This is a genomic window from Mucilaginibacter sp. Mucisp73, from assembly GCF_059491465.1.
The window spans coordinates 5,002,399-5,020,496 of record NZ_CP168507.1; the positions used below are offsets into that span (position 1 = coordinate 5,002,399).

At 44.1% G+C, this 18,098-nt stretch carries 16 protein-coding genes; 6 read left to right on the top strand and 10 right to left on the bottom strand.

What is annotated here, in order from left to right; genetic code table 11:
* Positions 1-3: 3 nt before the first annotated feature.
* From ACEN82_RS20560 to ACEN82_RS20570, 3 genes are all read left to right on the top strand, one after another.
* Entirely contained in the window at positions 4-963 is a 960-nt protein-coding gene (locus ACEN82_RS20560) for a zinc dependent phospholipase C family protein (protein WP_413321825.1), read from the top strand.
* Between the two features lie 391 nt (positions 964-1,354).
* Entirely contained in the window at positions 1,355-3,466 is a 2,112-nt protein-coding gene (locus tag ACEN82_RS20565) for a LamG domain-containing protein (RefSeq protein WP_413321826.1), read from the top strand.
* A 4-nt stretch (positions 3,467-3,470) separates the two neighbouring features.
* Positions 3,471-4,832: a vWA domain-containing protein gene (locus tag ACEN82_RS20570; RefSeq protein ID WP_413321827.1), complete on the top strand. Its 1,362-nt coding sequence runs from the start codon at positions 3,471-3,473 to the stop codon at positions 4,830-4,832.
* Positions 4,833-4,924: 92 nt separating this feature from the next.
* Here ACEN82_RS20570 and ACEN82_RS20575 read toward each other — a convergent pair whose 3' ends face one another.
* The 9 genes from ACEN82_RS20575 to ACEN82_RS20615 form a co-directional block, all read right to left on the bottom strand.
* The gene (locus tag ACEN82_RS20575) at positions 4,925-5,581 is read right to left on the bottom strand and encodes a DedA family protein (RefSeq protein ID WP_354486936.1); all 657 of its coding nucleotides are present in this window, start codon (positions 5,579-5,581) and stop codon (positions 4,925-4,927) included.
* Positions 5,582-5,626: 45 nt separating this feature from the next.
* Complete coding sequence (locus ACEN82_RS20580) at positions 5,627-6,367, bottom strand: DUF4397 domain-containing protein (RefSeq protein ID WP_413321828.1); 741 nt, start codon at positions 6,365-6,367, stop codon at positions 5,627-5,629.
* A gap of 8 nt (positions 6,368-6,375) precedes the next feature.
* Positions 6,376-7,062: a DUF4397 domain-containing protein gene (locus ACEN82_RS20585; RefSeq protein ID WP_413321829.1), complete on the bottom strand. Its 687-nt coding sequence runs from the start codon at positions 7,060-7,062 to the stop codon at positions 6,376-6,378.
* A gap of 113 nt (positions 7,063-7,175) precedes the next feature.
* Complete coding sequence (gene dnaN / locus ACEN82_RS20590) at positions 7,176-8,300, bottom strand: DNA polymerase III subunit beta (RefSeq protein WP_176625032.1); 1,125 nt, start codon at positions 8,298-8,300, stop codon at positions 7,176-7,178.
* A gap of 33 nt (positions 8,301-8,333) precedes the next feature.
* The gene (gldG, locus tag ACEN82_RS20595) at positions 8,334-10,781 is read right to left on the bottom strand and encodes a gliding motility-associated ABC transporter substrate-binding protein GldG (protein WP_413321830.1); all 2,448 of its coding nucleotides are present in this window, start codon (positions 10,779-10,781) and stop codon (positions 8,334-8,336) included.
* A gap of 319 nt (positions 10,782-11,100) precedes the next feature.
* Positions 11,101-11,691: a hypothetical protein gene (locus tag ACEN82_RS20600; RefSeq protein ID WP_413321831.1), complete on the bottom strand. Its 591-nt coding sequence runs from the start codon at positions 11,689-11,691 to the stop codon at positions 11,101-11,103.
* Positions 11,692-11,765: 74 nt separating this feature from the next.
* The gene (locus tag ACEN82_RS20605) at positions 11,766-12,275 is read right to left on the bottom strand and encodes a hypothetical protein (RefSeq protein WP_413321832.1); all 510 of its coding nucleotides are present in this window, start codon (positions 12,273-12,275) and stop codon (positions 11,766-11,768) included.
* Positions 12,276-12,378: 103 nt separating this feature from the next.
* Positions 12,379-12,885, bottom strand: a complete 507-nt coding sequence (locus ACEN82_RS20610; protein ID WP_112654104.1) for an outer membrane beta-barrel protein — start codon at positions 12,883-12,885, stop codon at positions 12,379-12,381.
* 181 nt (positions 12,886-13,066) lie between these two features.
* Positions 13,067-13,774, bottom strand: a complete 708-nt coding sequence (locus ACEN82_RS20615; RefSeq protein WP_413321833.1) for an ATP-binding cassette domain-containing protein — start codon at positions 13,772-13,774, stop codon at positions 13,067-13,069.
* 23 nt (positions 13,775-13,797) lie between these two features.
* On the opposite strand from ACEN82_RS20615, the gene ACEN82_RS20620 reads away from it, so the two are divergent.
* Positions 13,798-13,950: a hypothetical protein gene (locus ACEN82_RS20620; protein ID WP_413321834.1), complete on the top strand. Its 153-nt coding sequence runs from the start codon at positions 13,798-13,800 to the stop codon at positions 13,948-13,950.
* Positions 13,951-14,223: 273 nt separating this feature from the next.
* Here the strand turns inward: ACEN82_RS20620 and ACEN82_RS20625 are convergent, their stop codons facing one another.
* On the bottom strand, positions 14,224-14,889 hold the full coding sequence (locus ACEN82_RS20625; RefSeq protein ID WP_413321835.1) for an FAD-binding oxidoreductase: 666 nt from the start codon (positions 14,887-14,889) through the stop codon (positions 14,224-14,226).
* A gap of 385 nt (positions 14,890-15,274) precedes the next feature.
* Between ACEN82_RS20625 and ACEN82_RS20630 the strand changes: the two genes are divergently transcribed.
* A complete protein-coding gene (locus ACEN82_RS20630) occupies positions 15,275-16,756 on the top strand; it encodes a glycine--tRNA ligase (protein WP_176625046.1) in 1,482 nt (493 codons plus the stop codon).
* A gap of 222 nt (positions 16,757-16,978) precedes the next feature.
* On the top strand, positions 16,979-18,094 hold the full coding sequence (locus ACEN82_RS20635; RefSeq protein ID WP_413321836.1) for an AI-2E family transporter: 1,116 nt from the start codon (positions 16,979-16,981) through the stop codon (positions 18,092-18,094).
* Positions 18,095-18,098 lie beyond the last annotated feature (4 nt).

Here is an 18,098-nt window from a genome sequence, read left to right on the forward strand (position 1 = left end):
CTCATGAACCGCCGCATAATTTTAAGCATAACTGGTACCTGTTTAATCATGTTATGCTCATCATGGGGATTCTTTGCACATTATCGTATTAACCGGCTGGCAGTTTTCACATTACCGAAGGCCATGTCTGGTTTTTACAAGTCCAATATCGATTATATAACCGAACATGCCGTAAGTGCCGACAAACGCCGCTATGTTGACTCATCAGAAGCGCCACGCCATTTCTTTGATGCTGACCGTTATGGCAAAAAACCCTTTGAGGCTATGCCTAAAAAATGGAAGGATGCCGTTGCCAAATACTCAAAAGATACCATCATTAAATACGGCACTGTTCCCTGGACCATTCAATACCAGTATTACAGGCTGGTACGAGCTTTCAAAGCCCATGATACAACGTCTATCCTCAATGCATCTGCCTATTTAGGGCATTATATTGCCGATGCGCACGTACCGCTGCACCTAACCCAAAACTACAACGGCCAGCTTACGGGGCAAACCGGCATCCATGCCCTTTGGGAAAGCCGCCTGCCTGAGTTATTTGCCGATCATTATAATTACTACGTTGGCAAGGCCCGGTATATTGAAAACCCGTTGAACGAAGCATTCCGTATATGCAAGGCTACTTACAAAAGCGTTGATACAGTTTTACGTTTTGAGCGCATCCTGAACAAAACCTACCCGCAGGACAAAAAGTACGCGTTGGTACAACATGGCAAAAAGCAAATTACCGATTACTCCGTGGCCTATAGCCTGACTTATCACAAAATACTGAAGGGGATGGTGGCAAGGCAAATGCGGGCATCTATTCTTTCCGTGGGTAGTTTCTGGTATTCGGCCTGGGTTGATGCAGGGCAGCCCGACCTGAACAAGCTTATCGCACAGCCTTTAAGCATCGAACAAAAGGCAAAGCTTCGGCAAGAAGAAATGCTTTACCGATCAGGCAAAGCATTAATAATAAAATAGTTAACGATCAAACCCGGCAGCCTTCCCCTGCCTTCTTTATATTCTCCGTGTCAGCTCCACGAAAACAGCGAAAAGGATAACGCCGGTTATCACCTTTCTTATCTGAAACAATCGTAACATGGCAGCATAATCAATCATTAAAAATATTCCTGCCTCATCTGCTTCATTTCCCGTTATCATGGTATTTATACGCAATTTTTCCATTAGGTATTTATACGCTATTACCCGGTTTACAACCCTCCTAACTTAGTTAAATCGATCAGGAAGTTTATTTGACCTCCCCTTTTAGCCACAAGCCCTAAACCTAATAGAGAATTAAATAAACAGGAGGCCATATCGAGTGACTGGCGTTTTATATCACTGAATATTTACATCTATAAACTATCATCTTATGGCAAATTTAACTTTAGCACCACGATGGGCATCAAGTGTGCTGCAACTCGGAAACACCGCTTATGTAGATTGCGGTACACCAACCGTACTAAACAATTTAACCTCCTTTACCCTGGAGGCCTGGGTAAACGTGTCGAGCCTTAACGGATTTCAATCCGTAGTTGGCAATGTTGACAATGCGGTTGGCGGACAATACCAATTATTTCTTGAATCCGGTTATGTTTACGCCTATGTAGGCATCGCACCGTATCTGATCAAATCGACTTTACCCATCACTGTCGACGAATGGCACCACCTGGCTTCTGTATTTGATGGTACAACTTCCAGCTTATCGCTTTATGTTGATGGCGTGGCTGTTGCGCAAAGCACCTTTTCGGGAACACTGCCTGCAAGCGGTACCAATATGCTGCTGGGGGCTGTAATGCAGCAGAGTAGCCCGATCTGGTACCTACAGGGCCAGCTTGGAAGGATTATGATCTGGAATAGCGTGCGCGACGCTGAAGATATCCTTAATGATTCGGTACAGGTGAATAATTATAGCGCTGTCCAAAATCCTAACCTTATATTTTACAGCGACTTTTCGGAAATGCCGGGGGTAGACAGTTCCGGAAATAATATAGCCCTTAATTTCAAAAACAATGTACAATACGCGTTCAACGTTCCATCTGTTGTACTGGGAGCGGATGGTTATGTTGATTGCGGCTCCTTTCCCGAATACAGCATTCCCGGAAACGCCCCTTATACCATTGAAGGCTGGTTCTTCCCGGGCAGCAGCAGCAACGGTATCCTGTTAAGTTATGGCTTGAACGGCGCATGGGAATACAAAGTAAGCTATCAAAACAACCAGGTTATAGGCCAGCGTAACAGCGACAGTATTTCTTTAGCATCAGCAGCCTCGGTTTTGCCGCTAAGCTATTATCATTTTGCACTAAGTTATGATAGCGATGTTAAAGCCCTTAGCTTGTACGTAAACGGCAACCTTCAGGCTATCGATTATTTTCCTTCGCCGGTTACCGCGGTTCCAAACGGGCATGTACTCGTAGGCGCCCAATATGATTCGAACGGAAATATCATCGACAACTTCGGCGGTTCTATCCAAAACCTGCGCATCTGGAATGTATGTTTGGAACAATCAGAAATTGTTCAATGGATGTACAATGACGTGATAACCGATAACCGTTTAATTTCAAATTTTGATTTCACCGTTAACCCGCCGATAGATACAACCGACAAATCAACCCTTGAACTGGATAACGGTGCCGTGCAGCAGCTCCAAACCGTAAACGTTTTAACTACCGAGCAGATCGCTCTTTTGGGTATCCCACAATCCATCAACGCTATTTATCTCAATCAAAACGTAGAAACGCCTGTACCGCCGCCTACTGACATCCTATTTGCCAGCCAGCCCAAAGTTTTTACCGAAGATCATAAAGAGGAAAGCTGGGCACAATTTGAAGATTGGTTCGGCAGTAAAAACGGAGGCCCGGCAACAGAAGGCTTTCGCCAGCAGTTTGATAACGCTTATGAAAAAGCCCGGCAAATGTTCGACGAAAATGCCAACCTGTCCCGCGTTTTTACCCGCACCGATACCAATGGCATAACCCGTATTATTTACCATGGTGTAAAGGCAGACATGCTCGTTTACGAAGGGGCTATAGGCGCCGAATCAGACTGTACGCTCTGGTGGATCCAATTCATCTTTGCGCTTACTGTAGGTTTCCTTCAGGCTGTGGGGCTGGCACCTACCACCGGCAATATCGCCACGCGTATTTATAACCTGCTCCGTGCAAATCAAACGGTAATGAATGCCATGAGCTCAATGGCCGGAAAAGCAATCAGCGCCACAGCCGCTATTGGTTTTGTAGGTGTAATATATCAACAGGGACTTATGTGGACCATTATCAAGTTTGTGCTGACATCCGCAGGATGGTATGCCTTATTCTGGATCCTTCGTAAAGTAATAGCCATAGTAACAGGCCTGGAAGCAGCCGCCATACTTGCCGGCTTTATTGTATGGGCTACTCAGCTTACCATACTTTCACTTAAATACAATACCGCATGCGGTCAGCTTCTCCAATCAACTAATGTTTCACATTCTTTTAATTCATAAAGCCATGCCAACTTCAACACCTGTTGTCGCTATACCTGTGGTAGACACTTCATATAGCATGACAACTTCAAATTATGTCGCAATCACAGTCATCGATACCAAAGCTTTCCTGAACAATGCGCTCCCTGGCGATTATATTGGCGTGGCATCCTACGACACCAACGGAAGAGTAACCTATAACCTGGCACAGGTTGATCAAAACCTTACCGTACCGGTTACAGCAGCTGCAGCTGTACAAAACCTAAGTTTCACCGGAAGCTGCACCAATATGGGAGGAGGGCTTCAAATCGCTGTAAATATGCTTTCAAGTGCTCCTGCCGGTGTAAATAAAGGCCTGGTGCTGCTTTCTGACGGTTATCAAAACTGCGGCACCAATCCCCTGCCATTACCTGCCGGCACCCCTCCCGTATATTCATGTGCAATGGGGCCGGCGTCTGACCAAAACTTAATGCAGCAAATTGCAACCCAGAGCGGCGGCCAGTATTATTATGCCCCCTATGTTTTCAATATGATGCAAATTTACAACCAGATCAGGGCGCAAACTCCTGCTGCACAATTACTTGCAAACGGATACAAAGTAGCCCAGGCCTATGATTACCTGTTAATTCCGGCCACCGTATCTGCAGGCAACGATCTCGGGCAGTTTTCGGTTGTATGGAGTGATCCTAATTATACGTTCACAAACGGCCAGCCCGGACTTAATCAATTAAGTGTAACACTTGTAACGCCGGCCGGCGTGGTAATTACACCAATGCCTACCTTACAGGGAGGGGCCTATGTGGTATTTAACATTCCTAACCCGGCGGTAGGCCTATGGTATATCCAGATCATGTATGGCGGTACAACCCCGCAGGGCCTGACAGGCGGTGCCTTTGAATACGCACCTTCAGGCAATGCCGCTCCGCTTCAGCTTACAGTTGATGCCCCTGCTGTTGTACGCAAAGGACAGCCTATTACTTATCATGCACATTTAACGGATGATGGAAAGCCGATAACCGGACAACAAATACGTGCTTTGGTTACCCGTCCCAAACTAAGTCAGCATAGTGCAATTAAAGCTTATGCATCAGATCTTAAAAACATAAAGCTGCCTGAAGAAACAATGGACACTATACAACATCCCGATTTGGCGAAGCTCGATCTGCTTTACAGGCAGCGGTTGACGGAGGAGGATCTTTTGCCGCACATAAAGGGCGGGAGTATCCTGTCGGCGGCAAAGCAAGGTGGATACGCCGGTACTATACATGAAACGCACGAGGCCGGAAGTTACACCATTGAACTTGAAGTAACCGGATTTTCAGATAAATCTAAAACGCCGTTTTCCAGAAGTCATCGCTTTAATGTAGTGGTTACCGATGGCGATTGAATAAACCACCATCCTGTTTAATAAACAAAAAGCCTGTGCCGGGAATTATATCCTGCACAGGCTTTTGATATTTGAAATATTGAAACAGTTTCTTATTGCCCCTCAGAAACCTTGGCGCTACGGCTTTTTATAGCGGCAAAAATGGGTGGCAATATCGAGATGAGGATGATGATCACCCCTACCAGCGAAAAGTTTTTAGCTATCACCGGTACCTGCCCTAATTTGTAACCCGCAAACAGGAACACAATGATCCATGATGCACCGCCGACGATGTTATAAAGGCTATACTTTAAAAAAGGCATCCTGCCAACACCGGCCACAAAAGGTGCGATAGTGCGGATAATAGGCATAAAACGGCTAAAAATCACCGCCTTCCCGCCATGTTTATCAAAAAAAGCTTTGGTTTTAAGATAGTATTCCAGCTTGAGGATCTTATTTTCCTCTTTAAAAACTTTAGGGCCTAAATAGTTGCCTAAAAGATAATTGACGGTATTACCGATAAAGGCAGCGGCAATTAATATGATGCCCAGCAGCCAGATATCCAAACCCGAACTACCACCGGCTATTAACGCGCCAGCCGCAAACAACAGTGAATCGCCTGGTAAAAAAGGGGTTACTACAAAACCTGTTTCGGCAAATATGATCAGGAAAAGGATCAGGTAGGTCCATCCCTGGTAAGCACTGGTTATTTGTACCAGGTGCTTGTCAATATGCAGTATAAAGTCGATTATGCTTTTTATTACTTCCACAGGCTAAAATTTTGCCCAAAAATATAAATATTAAACAAAACGCCGCTACTGAAGTGTCTTACTAAGCAGATTATTAGTAAGTACCCCCGCTCCAAAGGCCAATGAGTCGGCGCTGCCAACAATACCTTTGGTATAAATGGTGTAGGCGCGGCCGTCCTGTATAGTTACATTTTGCAGGGTTGTTTCAATTGTCGTGGGCGTTCGGGTAGTGGTAATAGTAAAGTTATAATTACCGGCAGTAAGTTCAACGTATTTAGATACCTTGTTAAAGGTGGTACCTCTAACCACAAGGGTGTCATTAGCCCGCAGATCCAGGGCTGATGTATTGGGTGAAGTATGTACAAACCTTACTTTTCCTTTACCTATAGCTGGCAAACCGGTACTATCAGATAGTATAAATGAGCTAACAAACGAACTATCCTTTCGGAAGCCGGTAATAAACATGGTATATTTCCTGTTGGCTTTAAGCGTAGTATCAAACTGAAGCAAAATAACCGGCGCCGCGGTAGCTGTACGTAACTGCAATGGCGGTTCAAGTGTTGAAAGGTAAAAATATCCCGAACTGTTTGGATAAGTATAGGTAGTGGTATTATACCTGATAAAATGCTGATAAAGGTATACCGGCTGGATATCGGGACTTAAATTAACGATTTGAAACTGGGTATTGAGGCCTACTGATGATGCATTGCCCCCTTTACCGCATGAAGAAACAGCACAGATGAAAAGTCCGCATAGCACAGCTATAACAAACGAAACCAGTACCTTGCTTTTATTTTTATTAACCATTAATGTAATTATTGATTGATGAACAAACCGGTTGCCAGGCCTGTACTTTTATTGCCGTAACCGTAATAAGTGTATATCTTACCGGCGCTTAGTGATACCGTATCCCTTACAATGGTACCCGGAAAGGCCGCCGAATGCAGCGCCATATTATGCTCCCCGGGCGCTACCAAATAAAAAGTTGAAGTACTTTTAAAACCCAGATCTTTCATTTTTGGGGTATCCAGGGCAGCTGTTGTACCTTCAAAGTGCACGCTTATATTTCCGGCATCTGGCGAAGCATTTACAAACCTGATCTTTGCCTGTTTATTTGTATCGGCAACCAACACATCTGTAGTTTTAAAAACCTGATCGGCCGTATTACCGGCTACGTAAAATGAATACACCGAATCCTTACTTAAAGTTAAAGGCAGGCTAAACAACGGATTGGGGTTATTTGGCCCATCTAATTTAACCGAATAGTTTTGTGTACCCGCTTTTACCGAAATATACCCAAGCGTGCCTCCCGGATAAAATGTTGTTGTATTATTTATTCTTGTACCATTAAGGTAAATGTTAACATTATTGAAGGTAGCATTAATAACATTTAACGATGATGTTGATGAATCCACCGCGTCGGGCTTATCGTTGTTTTTTTTGCACGATGCAAAGCAACCAGCCGTGGCTATCAACAATAAAACTTTAACCTTTATATTCATATACAATTATAAGCTATAACTGCTTACTGTAATTTTTGGTATCGGGTGCTGAACAAAAAAAGTCCGGTTTATGATACCGGACTTAGTTTTGGATTTATAATTTAAGTTTACACTTAAGCATAGCTATTGAGCATCACCGGCATTACCAGCATCAGCACATCTTCATTCTCATCTCCGCCTTGTGGCAGCAATAAGCCGGCACGGTTTGGAGTTGACATTTCCAAAGATACTTCTTCGCAACTTAAATTCTTCAACATTTCTATTAAAAATCTTGCATTGAAGCCAATTTCCATGTCCTCGCCCTCATACTGGCAGCTTAAACGCTCGTGGGCTTCGTTAGCAAAGTCGATATCTTCTGATGAGATATTTAACTCGCTGCCATTTATTTTAAGCCTTACCTGGTGCGTGGTTTTGTTAGCATAAATAGCCACACGGTTTAACGAGCCCAGGAAAGTAAGCCTGTCGATATTTAATTTATTAGGATTATTTTGAGGGATAACCGCTTCGTAATCAGGGTAACGCTCATCAATTAAGCGGCATACCAGGTTAATATTGCCAAACCTGAAGAAAGCACTGGTGGAATTATACTCAACAGATACATTTACATCATCGCTTGGTAATGATGATTTAAGCAGGGTTAAAGCTTTTTTAGGCAGTATGAACGATGTAGTACTTGCAGCCTTTGCATCTTTACGGCGGTAACGAACCAGTTTATGTGCGTCTGTAGCAACAAAAGTAAGGGCCGATGTTGTTAGCTGGCAGTAAACGCCTGTCATAGCCGGGCGAAGCTCGTCATTACTTACCGCGAAAATGGTTTTGTTGATAGCTTCGGCTAAAACTGAAGCAGGCAGGTTTACTGATGAAGCGTTTTCAACAACAGGGATCTTTGGAAAGTCCTCGCCGTTTTCGCCACTCAGTTTGTATTTACCATCGCCGGCATTAATTTCAATGGCGAAGGTTTTATCATCAACCGAAAAAGCAACAGGTTGCTCCGGTAATGATTTCAGGGTCTCTAACAATATACGCGACGGGATAGCAATCCTGCCGTTCTCTTTAGCCTCAACCGGTAAAGAGGTGGTCATGCTGGTTTGCAGGTCGGTAGCAGAAATGGTCAAGTTCCCATCCTTTATCTCGAACAAAAAGTTTTCCAGTATCGGCAGCACAGTACTGCTGCTTAACGCACCACTTACCGATTGCAGTTGTTTGAGTAATGTTGAGGTAGAAACAATAAATCTCATATGGTTGTAATTAATCTATCAAAAATAGAAAATTTAACGGGCATACTTTTGCCTGCGTAAATAATGTTGAAAAATAGCACATATTAACACTAAAACCAGCGGTGCAATGGTGTTAACCAACTGCCAGTACATTTTTTCGCTTAAAGCAATTCTAATATTGAATTTATCATACTGAAAAAGCACCTTCTCGCCCCTTATTCTTGCCCTATCCAGCAGGCGGATCTTGATCTCCTTAGTACGCAGGGCTATCAATCCCGAATCATCGGTCATGTAATCGGCTATGTTAAGCAGTAGGTTTTTATTACCGTAGGTTTGATGGGTATAATGATCATAACCCAGCGGATAAGGCGAACCATCGCTGCCTACCTGGTTCTTTAAAATATCACCATCGCTAATCACTATCATTTTGGCAGGCTCGCTTTGTTGCTTTATGGCAACTTGCTCTTTAAGCCCTTCGGGCAGCGGACGGTTTTGCCAGTCGCTTACAAAGCTGCCTTCCAGCAGTACCCCGGTTATTTTAGGTGTGCTTTGAAAATCTTTGGGATTTGGTTCCTGCTCCAAAGCCTGCAATGATAACATGTGCGGAGCTGTTAACTTTTTATTATAGGGCGATGAGGTTAGCAACACCGTTTTATTTACATTTTTGGTATCGAGGATATCAATAGTGCTTGCAAACTCGCTGCTGATGCCGTCCAAATTTTTCACCACAGGGTGTTTGCTTAGCGGAATAAATACCGAGTAATACAGCCATGGCAGCATCTGGATCTGCGCCTGTCCGCCGACATTGCCCGTACTGATGGGAATTTGCGAGCAGTTCATATCAGCAATCAGGTCATAATTGATACGGACCCCATAACGGAAAAGCTGATCGTCCAGGTTAAGCTGTTTGGGGAATGCCAGCTGCTCGCCGCCATGCCCGCGAAGGCTATCCAGTTCGGCGCTAACCTGGTCAATAGTCCACAATACCCTGCCGCCATGCATGATGTACTGATCGAGTTTGAATTTCTCTATTTCGCTGAACTTTTGATCGGGTTTAGCTATCACCAGCAATTTGATCTTTTGCAGATCGGCAAAGGAGATAGCATTCAGATCAACCCGGCCCACCTGGAAACCTTCAGCAAGGGTTTTCATCGCATCGTTCAGCTGTAAATCTGTTAGCTCGTGATGCCCTTCGGTAAAGCCAATTTGTGGCCTGCCTCCGCTAACAGCTTTCTTTATGGCCGATGAAAAGGCATATTCCAGGTTTTGAATAGAGTTGTTCAGCACTTCATCGGGCGAGAGGCCTATCCTGCTTAGCAATAACTTTACGGGAATATCCTTCCCATCTGCCGATACCAGCGCCGACGGAAAAATGAGCTTTTGCGATACGCCATTATCGGTTTTAACACTCAGGTTGGTTGGCTCAACACCTTCGGCAGCCATATTTTGGATCACCTCGTTTTGCTGATCGTTGTTTAACCCTTTCAACGGATCACGAAACTCAAACTGGATTTTGCCGTGACTATAGGCTTGTAGATCGCTCAGCATATCGCGTGTAGCACTTTGCAGGCGTTTAAAACCGCCCGGCAAGTTATCGCCCTGTAAATACACCACAACCTTTAACTTTTTCGACAGCTTATCCATGATCTCCCTGCTAATGGGCGATATGGTATAGCGCTTTTCGGCCGTAAAATCAAAACGGGTAAAACTAAATGAGGATAGTATCCCCACAAAAACCAAAACTCCTAACACAATGATCATCCCGGCACCACTTAAACCTTTTTGACGCTGCTTTGCCAGCACAAACAATGTAAGCCATATAAAAATACCTGTGGTGATGATGAAATAAACCAGATCGCGGGTATCCAGCACACCACGGCTTACCGAATCATAATGCTGGGTTATGCCTAAATTTTGCAAGCCCAGATCCTGCAGGGATAACAACTGACTGATTGAATCAAACCCACTGTAAAAAAAGAAACACAGGAAAACGGATATAGTAAAGGCGATAATCTGGTTTTTGGTGATAGATGAGGTAAACAAGCCTATCCCCACAAATACAGCACCTAATAAAAACAAACCAATGTATGAGCCTATCACAGCCCCGGTATCAATATTGCCTTGCGGCATTCCTAACGTACTTACCGAATAGTAATAGACCAACGTAGGCAGCAAGGCAAAAAGTACTATTAATAAACAAGCCAGGTATTTGCCAAGCACTATTTCCCAATCTTTTAAAGGGCGGGTAAACAGCAGTTCAAAGGTTCCCTCCTTACGTTCTTCGGCAAGGGAGCGCATGGTAATGGCCGGGATCAGGAACATGAACAGGTACGGCGCAGTGCTGAACAAGCTTTCGAGCCCGGCATACCCGTACTCCAGTATACTTGAATCAGGGAATACCCACAAAAACAGGCCAAGCACCAGTAAAAATACACCGATGGTAACATAGGCCACCAGCGAACTGAGGTAGGATACTATTTCTTTTTTAAGGATACTCAGCACGTTATATTATATTGTATTAAGCGCCGAAATTACAACAATAATGCGCCAAAGCAAAGTGTGCTCGGATATCGGGGAGAGATATCGGATTTCGGATTTTCGATATCGGATTTAATTATTTTAAAAACCCTTTGCGGGTTTAAGCGTGGACGCTCCTTTTAAAGCATAGTTCAAGCGAAGGACGCTTGAACTTGCCGGGGGACTTTTGAGCTTGCGGGACAACACTACTGCAACTGCCACTTTAATATCTGCTACTAAAACCTCTGTCCGTCCGTTCCAGGACCCAACCACCTACGGCCAGAAGCAGGGCAATTATAAAATCCTAAAACCTGTACTTATAAGCCACATTTAACACCAGCTGATTAATAGCATGGTCGTAATCGGTATTTTTATATCCCCTTTCAAACTGCAAGCCAAAATCGAGCCCGTGATGAGGGCCGATAGGCACTACAGCCCCTGCCCCTCCTGCGTAAATAAATGAGGTACGTGCCCTGCTGTTGATGCTGAAAGCACTGCCTGTTTCAGCATTTACATAAAGGCATTTTGTAAAGTAATATTTCAAACCTGCGGTTAGCGGCAGGTAAGCATACAGATCATGATAGTGGTTATCGTAGAAAACGTTTGACGAGTTGCTTGAAAATAAATACTGCGGGGTTGATGCGGTAAAAACAAAGCCGGTGCCGACTGTAAAATGCAGGGTTTCAGTGATCGGCTTTTCCAGCTTCAGATTAACGCTAAAGCCGGCATCTACATTAAAATCGGTACCGTTATCATTGCGGTAATTCATGTTAAGCGGAGCTATTATTCCAGACCCTGCGCTTAACGATGTTTGTTCGCCACGCTGCGCTTTGGCTGCAAATGAAAATACAGCAAACAATAAAATGAACGTGATGCGGATAGGTTTATGAGGCATGTTATATAAGATTACAGGTGCTATTTAACGAAAATACGCCCTTCTGCAATATATCGCTACAAAAAATAAATATCTTACCTCCCAAACCGGTATGCAAACCTGATGGCTGTTTGCTGCGGGGTATGGGCCGACCAGCTTTCATACCTTAACCCCAACTCGAAGTTGCGGGCATCTGTACCTGTGGGGATTATAATGGCCGGGCCAAGGGAAAAGGCAAACAGCTTACGCTTGTCATAATTAAGCTCGATAGCACTGCCTGCTTCGGCCTCCAGAAATATACCGGAGCCAACGTTATACCTTACCCCGGCTTTTAAGGGTACAAAAATATCACCACCCGAATGCCCATTGTTAAACGGAGAATCCTTACGAAAAAAACTGCTGAATCCCGCGGTGAGCGTAAAGCTTACCGGGCTTGCCACCGGTTGCTCTAACTTTAGCGATGCACCAACACCTACATTGTACAAACTGCGCGAGGGAATACCAAACTCCACCCCGGCACTAAAAGCAGTTGAGGGTTTCGGTGTGTCCTGGGCGAAGGTTTTAAAAGCAGGGAAGATAAAGAGCAGCAATAATAGTTTTTTCATATCGGGCCGAAAATACAATATTGCCCGGCAAATAATTCTGAAGAAAAACAAGAAGCCCGGAAAACTTTTCCCGGGCTTATTCTAAAGGTTGACAGTAGTTTAATTAAAACCTAAAAGCTACGCGCAATGCAACCTGGCTTGTAGTGCCGTTTTTTGACCAGGCTTCGTAACGTACACCAGCTTCCAGTCCACCTGCAAAGCTATAGCCTACACCAGGTGAGTAAGCAAACGCGGTGCCGGCGCCACTTTCAGTACCGAACACTGCACCCAACTGACCTTCGGCAAAAAAGGCATCGTCAAAGTAATATTTAACACCTGCTTTAACCGGGATAAAACCCGCTCCCGATTTACCAAAAAAATCTTTGATCTCTTTTTTATACAGGAAACGTGTATAACCTGCCGAACCTGTTAAAAATAACTGATCGGCAATTGGATGATCATACTTCAATGAGCCGCCGATAGCGAAGTTTGAAATCTTGTGGGCGTCACCAACAGGCAAACCTGCATCAACACCAATACTGAATTTTCCGCCGTCTGAATTTGCTGATTGGGCATGGGCCGCGATAGCGGTAAAGCCTAAAAAGGCTAATGATAATAATAGTTTTTTCATATAACAATAATGTAATAAAGTTTGGCATGGCGGGGTACCTCCGCCTTGCCGGTTCGCCTATATAGATGTTACAAACCAGCAATTCGTTACAAAAAATGTTAAAAAAATATTAAATGGGTAATAGTTATAGATAATAATTACTCCACTACGTCCTTTCGGATACGGAGCGATGATTTGTTTTTTAATTATTGGTAAGGCTGATAAACACCTCCTCCAACGATTTGCCGCCGTTGTTTTTCCGGAGTTGCTGCAGCGTATCATTGGCTACGATAGTTCCTTTATTAATGATAATCACCTGGCTGCAAACGGCTTCAACCTCTTGCATAATGTGGGTTGATAGTACAATGGTCTTGCTTTTACCCAAATCGAGGATCAGCTGGCGGATCCCTATCAGTTGGTTTGGATCGAGGCCGGAAGTTGGCTCATCCAGTATCAGTACTTCCGGGTCATGCAGCATGGCCTGTGCCAGCCCTACCCTTTGACGATAGCCTTTGGATAGCTGCCCTATCTTTTTATGCTGCTCGGGGCCGAGGCCTGTTTGTTCAATAATATCGGCAATACGTTTGGCAGGCTCATGAATTTTATGAATGCCGGCAACAAAGCCCAACGACTCCTTCACATACATATCCGTATACAGCGGGTTGCTTTCGGGCAGGTAGCCGATGCGGCGCTTAACCTCAAGCGGTTGTTTGGCTACATCAAATCCACATACCGACGCCGTGCCTGATGTTTGCGGGATAAAACCGGTGAGGATTTTCATCGTGGTTGATTTACCAGCGCCGTTAGGCCCTAAAAAGCCCAATACGCCTGGTTGGGCAGTAAAGCTAATGCCATCAACAGCCTTCTGTACACCGTAAACCTTGGTTAATGCCTCAACACTAATACTCATGGCTGTAAAAATATGCTTTAGATATGAGATTTGAGACGGGAGATTTGAGATTCATGCAAAGCGGAGAGTTCTTTTGTGGTGTCCGTCCGTCTGGAGGAGCCGGTTCGCTGCAAACCATTCCGGATGGTAGTTTACAGCCTAAAAATCAGGAGATTGTTATATACCTCAAAGGTTAAAAAGTTCATGTGAATGTCATTCTGAAAACCTTTTGAGGCGACAGGGCAACATATGCTTTGTAAAAAACGTATTACAATTCAATAGCTTATAAAGCCTATCCGCTTTTGTCTGTCAGATGTTTGATTCCCCCGGGACGGGCGACAATACGGCTTTATAAATGCCAACTAATAATAAAGGTGTTTTGCAGAGGCGCACCACATGTGTCTGTAATATGCAGGGATAACATGCAAGACAAAGCATAGAAGACCGCACGTGATGCGTCTCCGCATAAACTACCTTTCAAATACCACGGAGTCACTATTGGCTCCGAGTTGCCCTAATATGTCACTGAGCTCAGCAACCATAGCGTCAGGGCCGCATATATAAAAATGCTTTGAGAAATCTTTTATTTCATCTTTCAGAAAATCAGCATCTATGCGCCGCTGATCATACGTACTGTCCTTTTGGCCGGTAATGGTAAAATGCGCGTTTGCACCAAGGATGCTTTTCAGTTCATCCCTCAAAATGATATCCTTATCAGTTTTATTGGAAAAGAAAAGCTTATTATCGGCAATTGAACCATCTCTATTTAATTGCCTTAGTATAGCCAAAAAAGGGGTAATACCTGCACCACCTGCAATAAAGTAACCGGGTCCTTTATATTCAATAGCCCCCCAAACGTCGCGAATAATAAGCTCATCACCTTCATTAACCTTGCTTAGCCTGTTGGTAACACCATCATGGTCGGTATAAGTTTTTATGGTAAACTCAAGGTAATTATCATCGTTAAGGCAAGTAAAAGTAAAAGGACGTGTTTCATCACGCCAGCCCTCCATATTGATTGATAATTCAGTAGCCTGACCCGGAATAAAGCTGTAACCGGCAGGTTTTTCAAGCCTGAATTGCCTCACATTGTGGGTAACATATTTTGTGGAAAGTATTTTTACGATTTGTTCCATTTGTGATCGGTATCGCAGGCTTAATACAATAATAATGCAAAACAGCCAATAGTTTATAACTATTGACAATAATTGTAGATGGTTTACAAATTATGAGAAATGGCTGACTGAATATGCGGAATATATGAAGGTAAGGTTTCTCAAAAGTTAACACCCCTTAAAGCATCGTTTGATAACAAACAATGAATGCGATCCTGTTTACCGGACTGGTTTGTATAATTATTAATGCTCTCTCCATACGCGTTCAGAAAAGAAGGTACCGGGAAATAAGGTTTTATTAGAAGCAGCTTTTAAGAAAACGATATTTTTAGGTAACACTTATCTCAAAGTAAATCCGAAATCGAAATTCCCAAATCCGAAATCAAAAATTATCTTTGCAGCTATTATGAGCAAATCAACCGACGAACTTTTTAAAAATGTTATATCGCACGCCAAGGAATATGGCTTTGTTTTCCCTTCCAGCGAGATTTATGATGGCTTAAGCGCAGTTTATGATTACGGCCAAAATGGCGCCGAACTCAAAAACAACATCAAAACCTACTGGTGGAAAGCCATGGTGCAAATGAATGATAACATTGTAGGCATTGATTCGGCCATATTTATGCACCCTAAAATCTGGAAAGCAAGCGGTCACGTTGATGGCTTCAGCGACCCGATGATCGACAACAAAGACTCCAAAAAACGCTACCGCGCCGACCAATTGCTGGAAGACAAGATAGCTAAATACGACAGCGAAGGCAAAACCGATAAAGCAGAACAATTACAGCATGACATGGATGAGGCCCTGAAAGCCGAAGACCTGACCCGCCTGCGCGATCTGATCATTGAGCATGAAATTGCCTGCCCGGTAAGCGGCACCCGCAACTGGACAGAAGTGCGCCAGTTTAACCTGATGTTCAGCACCCAGATGGGGGCTGTTGCTGATGATGCCGATACGATTTATCTGCGTCCGGAAACTGCGCAGGGGATCTTTGTAAACTACCTTAACGTACAAAAATCGGGCAGGATGAAAATCCCTTTCGGTATTGCGCAAATTGGTAAGGCTTTCCGTAACGAGGTGATTGCACGCCAGTTCATTATCCGCATGCGCGAGTTTGAACAAATGGAGATGCAGTTTTTTGTTCGCCCCGGCACACAAAAAGAGTGGTTTGACCAGTGGAAAGAAGCCCGCTTAAAATGGCATCTTGCACTGGGTACCGATGCTGCCAAATACCGTTACCATGAGCACACCAAACTGGCCCACTACGCTGATGCCGCTTATGATATTGAGTTTGAGTTTCCGTTTGGTTTTAAAGAGGTTGAAGGGATCCACAGTCGTACCAATTTCGATTTAAGTCAGCACGAAAAATTCTCCGGTAAAAAGCTTCAATACTTTGACCCCGAGGTTGATCCTGAAACCGGCAAACCATTTGGCAACTATGTTCCTTACGTAATTGAAACATCGATAGGTTTAGACAGGATGTTCCTGCTTACCATGATCAACGCTTACGAAGAGGAAGACCTAAGCACCGAAGATAAACAGGACAGCCGCACCGTATTACGCCTGCACCCTTGCCTTGCACCGGTTAAAGCCGCTATTTTCCCGCTTACCAAAAAGGATGGTCTGCCCGAAAAAGCACGCGAGATCATGGATAAACTAAAACTCGACTTCAATATCCAGTACGAAGAAAAAGACGCTATCGGTAAACGCTACCGCCGTCAGGATGCTATTGGTACCCCGTTCTGCATCACGGTAGATCATCAAACCTTGGAAGATAACACTGTAACTATCCGCCACCGCGACAGCATGGCCCAGGAACGCGTTCCTGCCGATCAATTGGACAAAATCATTGGCGATTTGGTTAGCTGGCGGAATGTGTTGAGTTAGTAAAGTTAACAGATTAACAAGTCATTATAATATGTCCAAAGCCTGCATAAACCGTGTAGGCTTTTTTGTTTAAAAGCGCAGGGAATGCACAATTCCCGGCAGGCTATCCCCGTCCATAAAGCGGACAGACATTACCCAACCCCATCAGCATCCCCCCGGCTAATTATCGGCGAAGCAAACAATTGTTTGTCTTGTTCCTTATCGCTTACAAATCCTGCGTCTATGCCTGCTGTTAAAGAATACCCCTTTTACCTTAAAAGTACTGTTATACTTTTTGGATTGATATTATTGGTTTACGTGTTTGCCCAACTGGCAGATGTGATGATCCCGCTTGCCTTTTCGGCTTTTATTGCTATTTTGCTTAACCCTGTTAGCAACTGGCTGCAGGAACATAAAGTGCCCAAAATTTTGTCTATATGCCTGGCTATGCTGCTTGGCGCTATTTTACTGACAGGGTTGTTCTATTTTCTTTCTACCCAGATCATCCAGTTTGGAGATTCGCTGCCCACGCTTAAAAAGAAGTTTGGTGAAATGTTCATCACCTTTAAAGACTGGGTAGCTACCACATTTAACTACTCAGTTCAAAAGCAGGATAAGCTTATCAAAGACGCTATGGATAACAGCCAGGCGCTGGTAGGCCGCACACTCGGCAATGTGTTAAGCACGTTTGGGTTGATATTTGTGGTACCCGTATATGTTTTCCTGGTATTGTTTTACAAAACCCTGCTCCTGAATTTTATTTACGAAGTATTTTCTGAAGAAAACTCCAAACAGGTTGCCGATGTTTTGAAAGAAACCAAATCGGCCATCCAAAGCTATATCCAGGGTTTATTGATTGAGATGGTGATAGTTGCTGTCATGAATTCGCTGGCCCTGATATTACTGGGTGTTAAGTATGGCATCCTGATAGGTGTAATAGGCGCTATCCTTAACCTGCTGCCCTACCTGGGCGGTATTATAGCCATTTCCCTTCCCGTGCTGATGGCAACGGTTACCAAAGATGGTTACACAACGCAGTTAGGAGTGATCATAGCTTATCTTGTTATCCAGTTTATTGATAATAATATCCTGGTACCGCGCATTGTGTCATCAAAAGTGCAGATCAACGCGCTTATCTCTATTGTGGTTGTGTTGTTAGGCAATTTACTTTGGGGCTTATCGGGCATGTTCCTTTCCATTCCATTTGTAGCAGTCCTCAAAATCATCTTCGACAGGATTGACACCCTGAAACCCTGGGGCAAACTCCTGGGCGATACCGTACCCACCAGGCCGAAAGGGGCGGGCTGGACTAAAACCAGGAAAAAAGCGGTGCTGCCGGAGGATGAGGCGAAAGGTTAAAGAT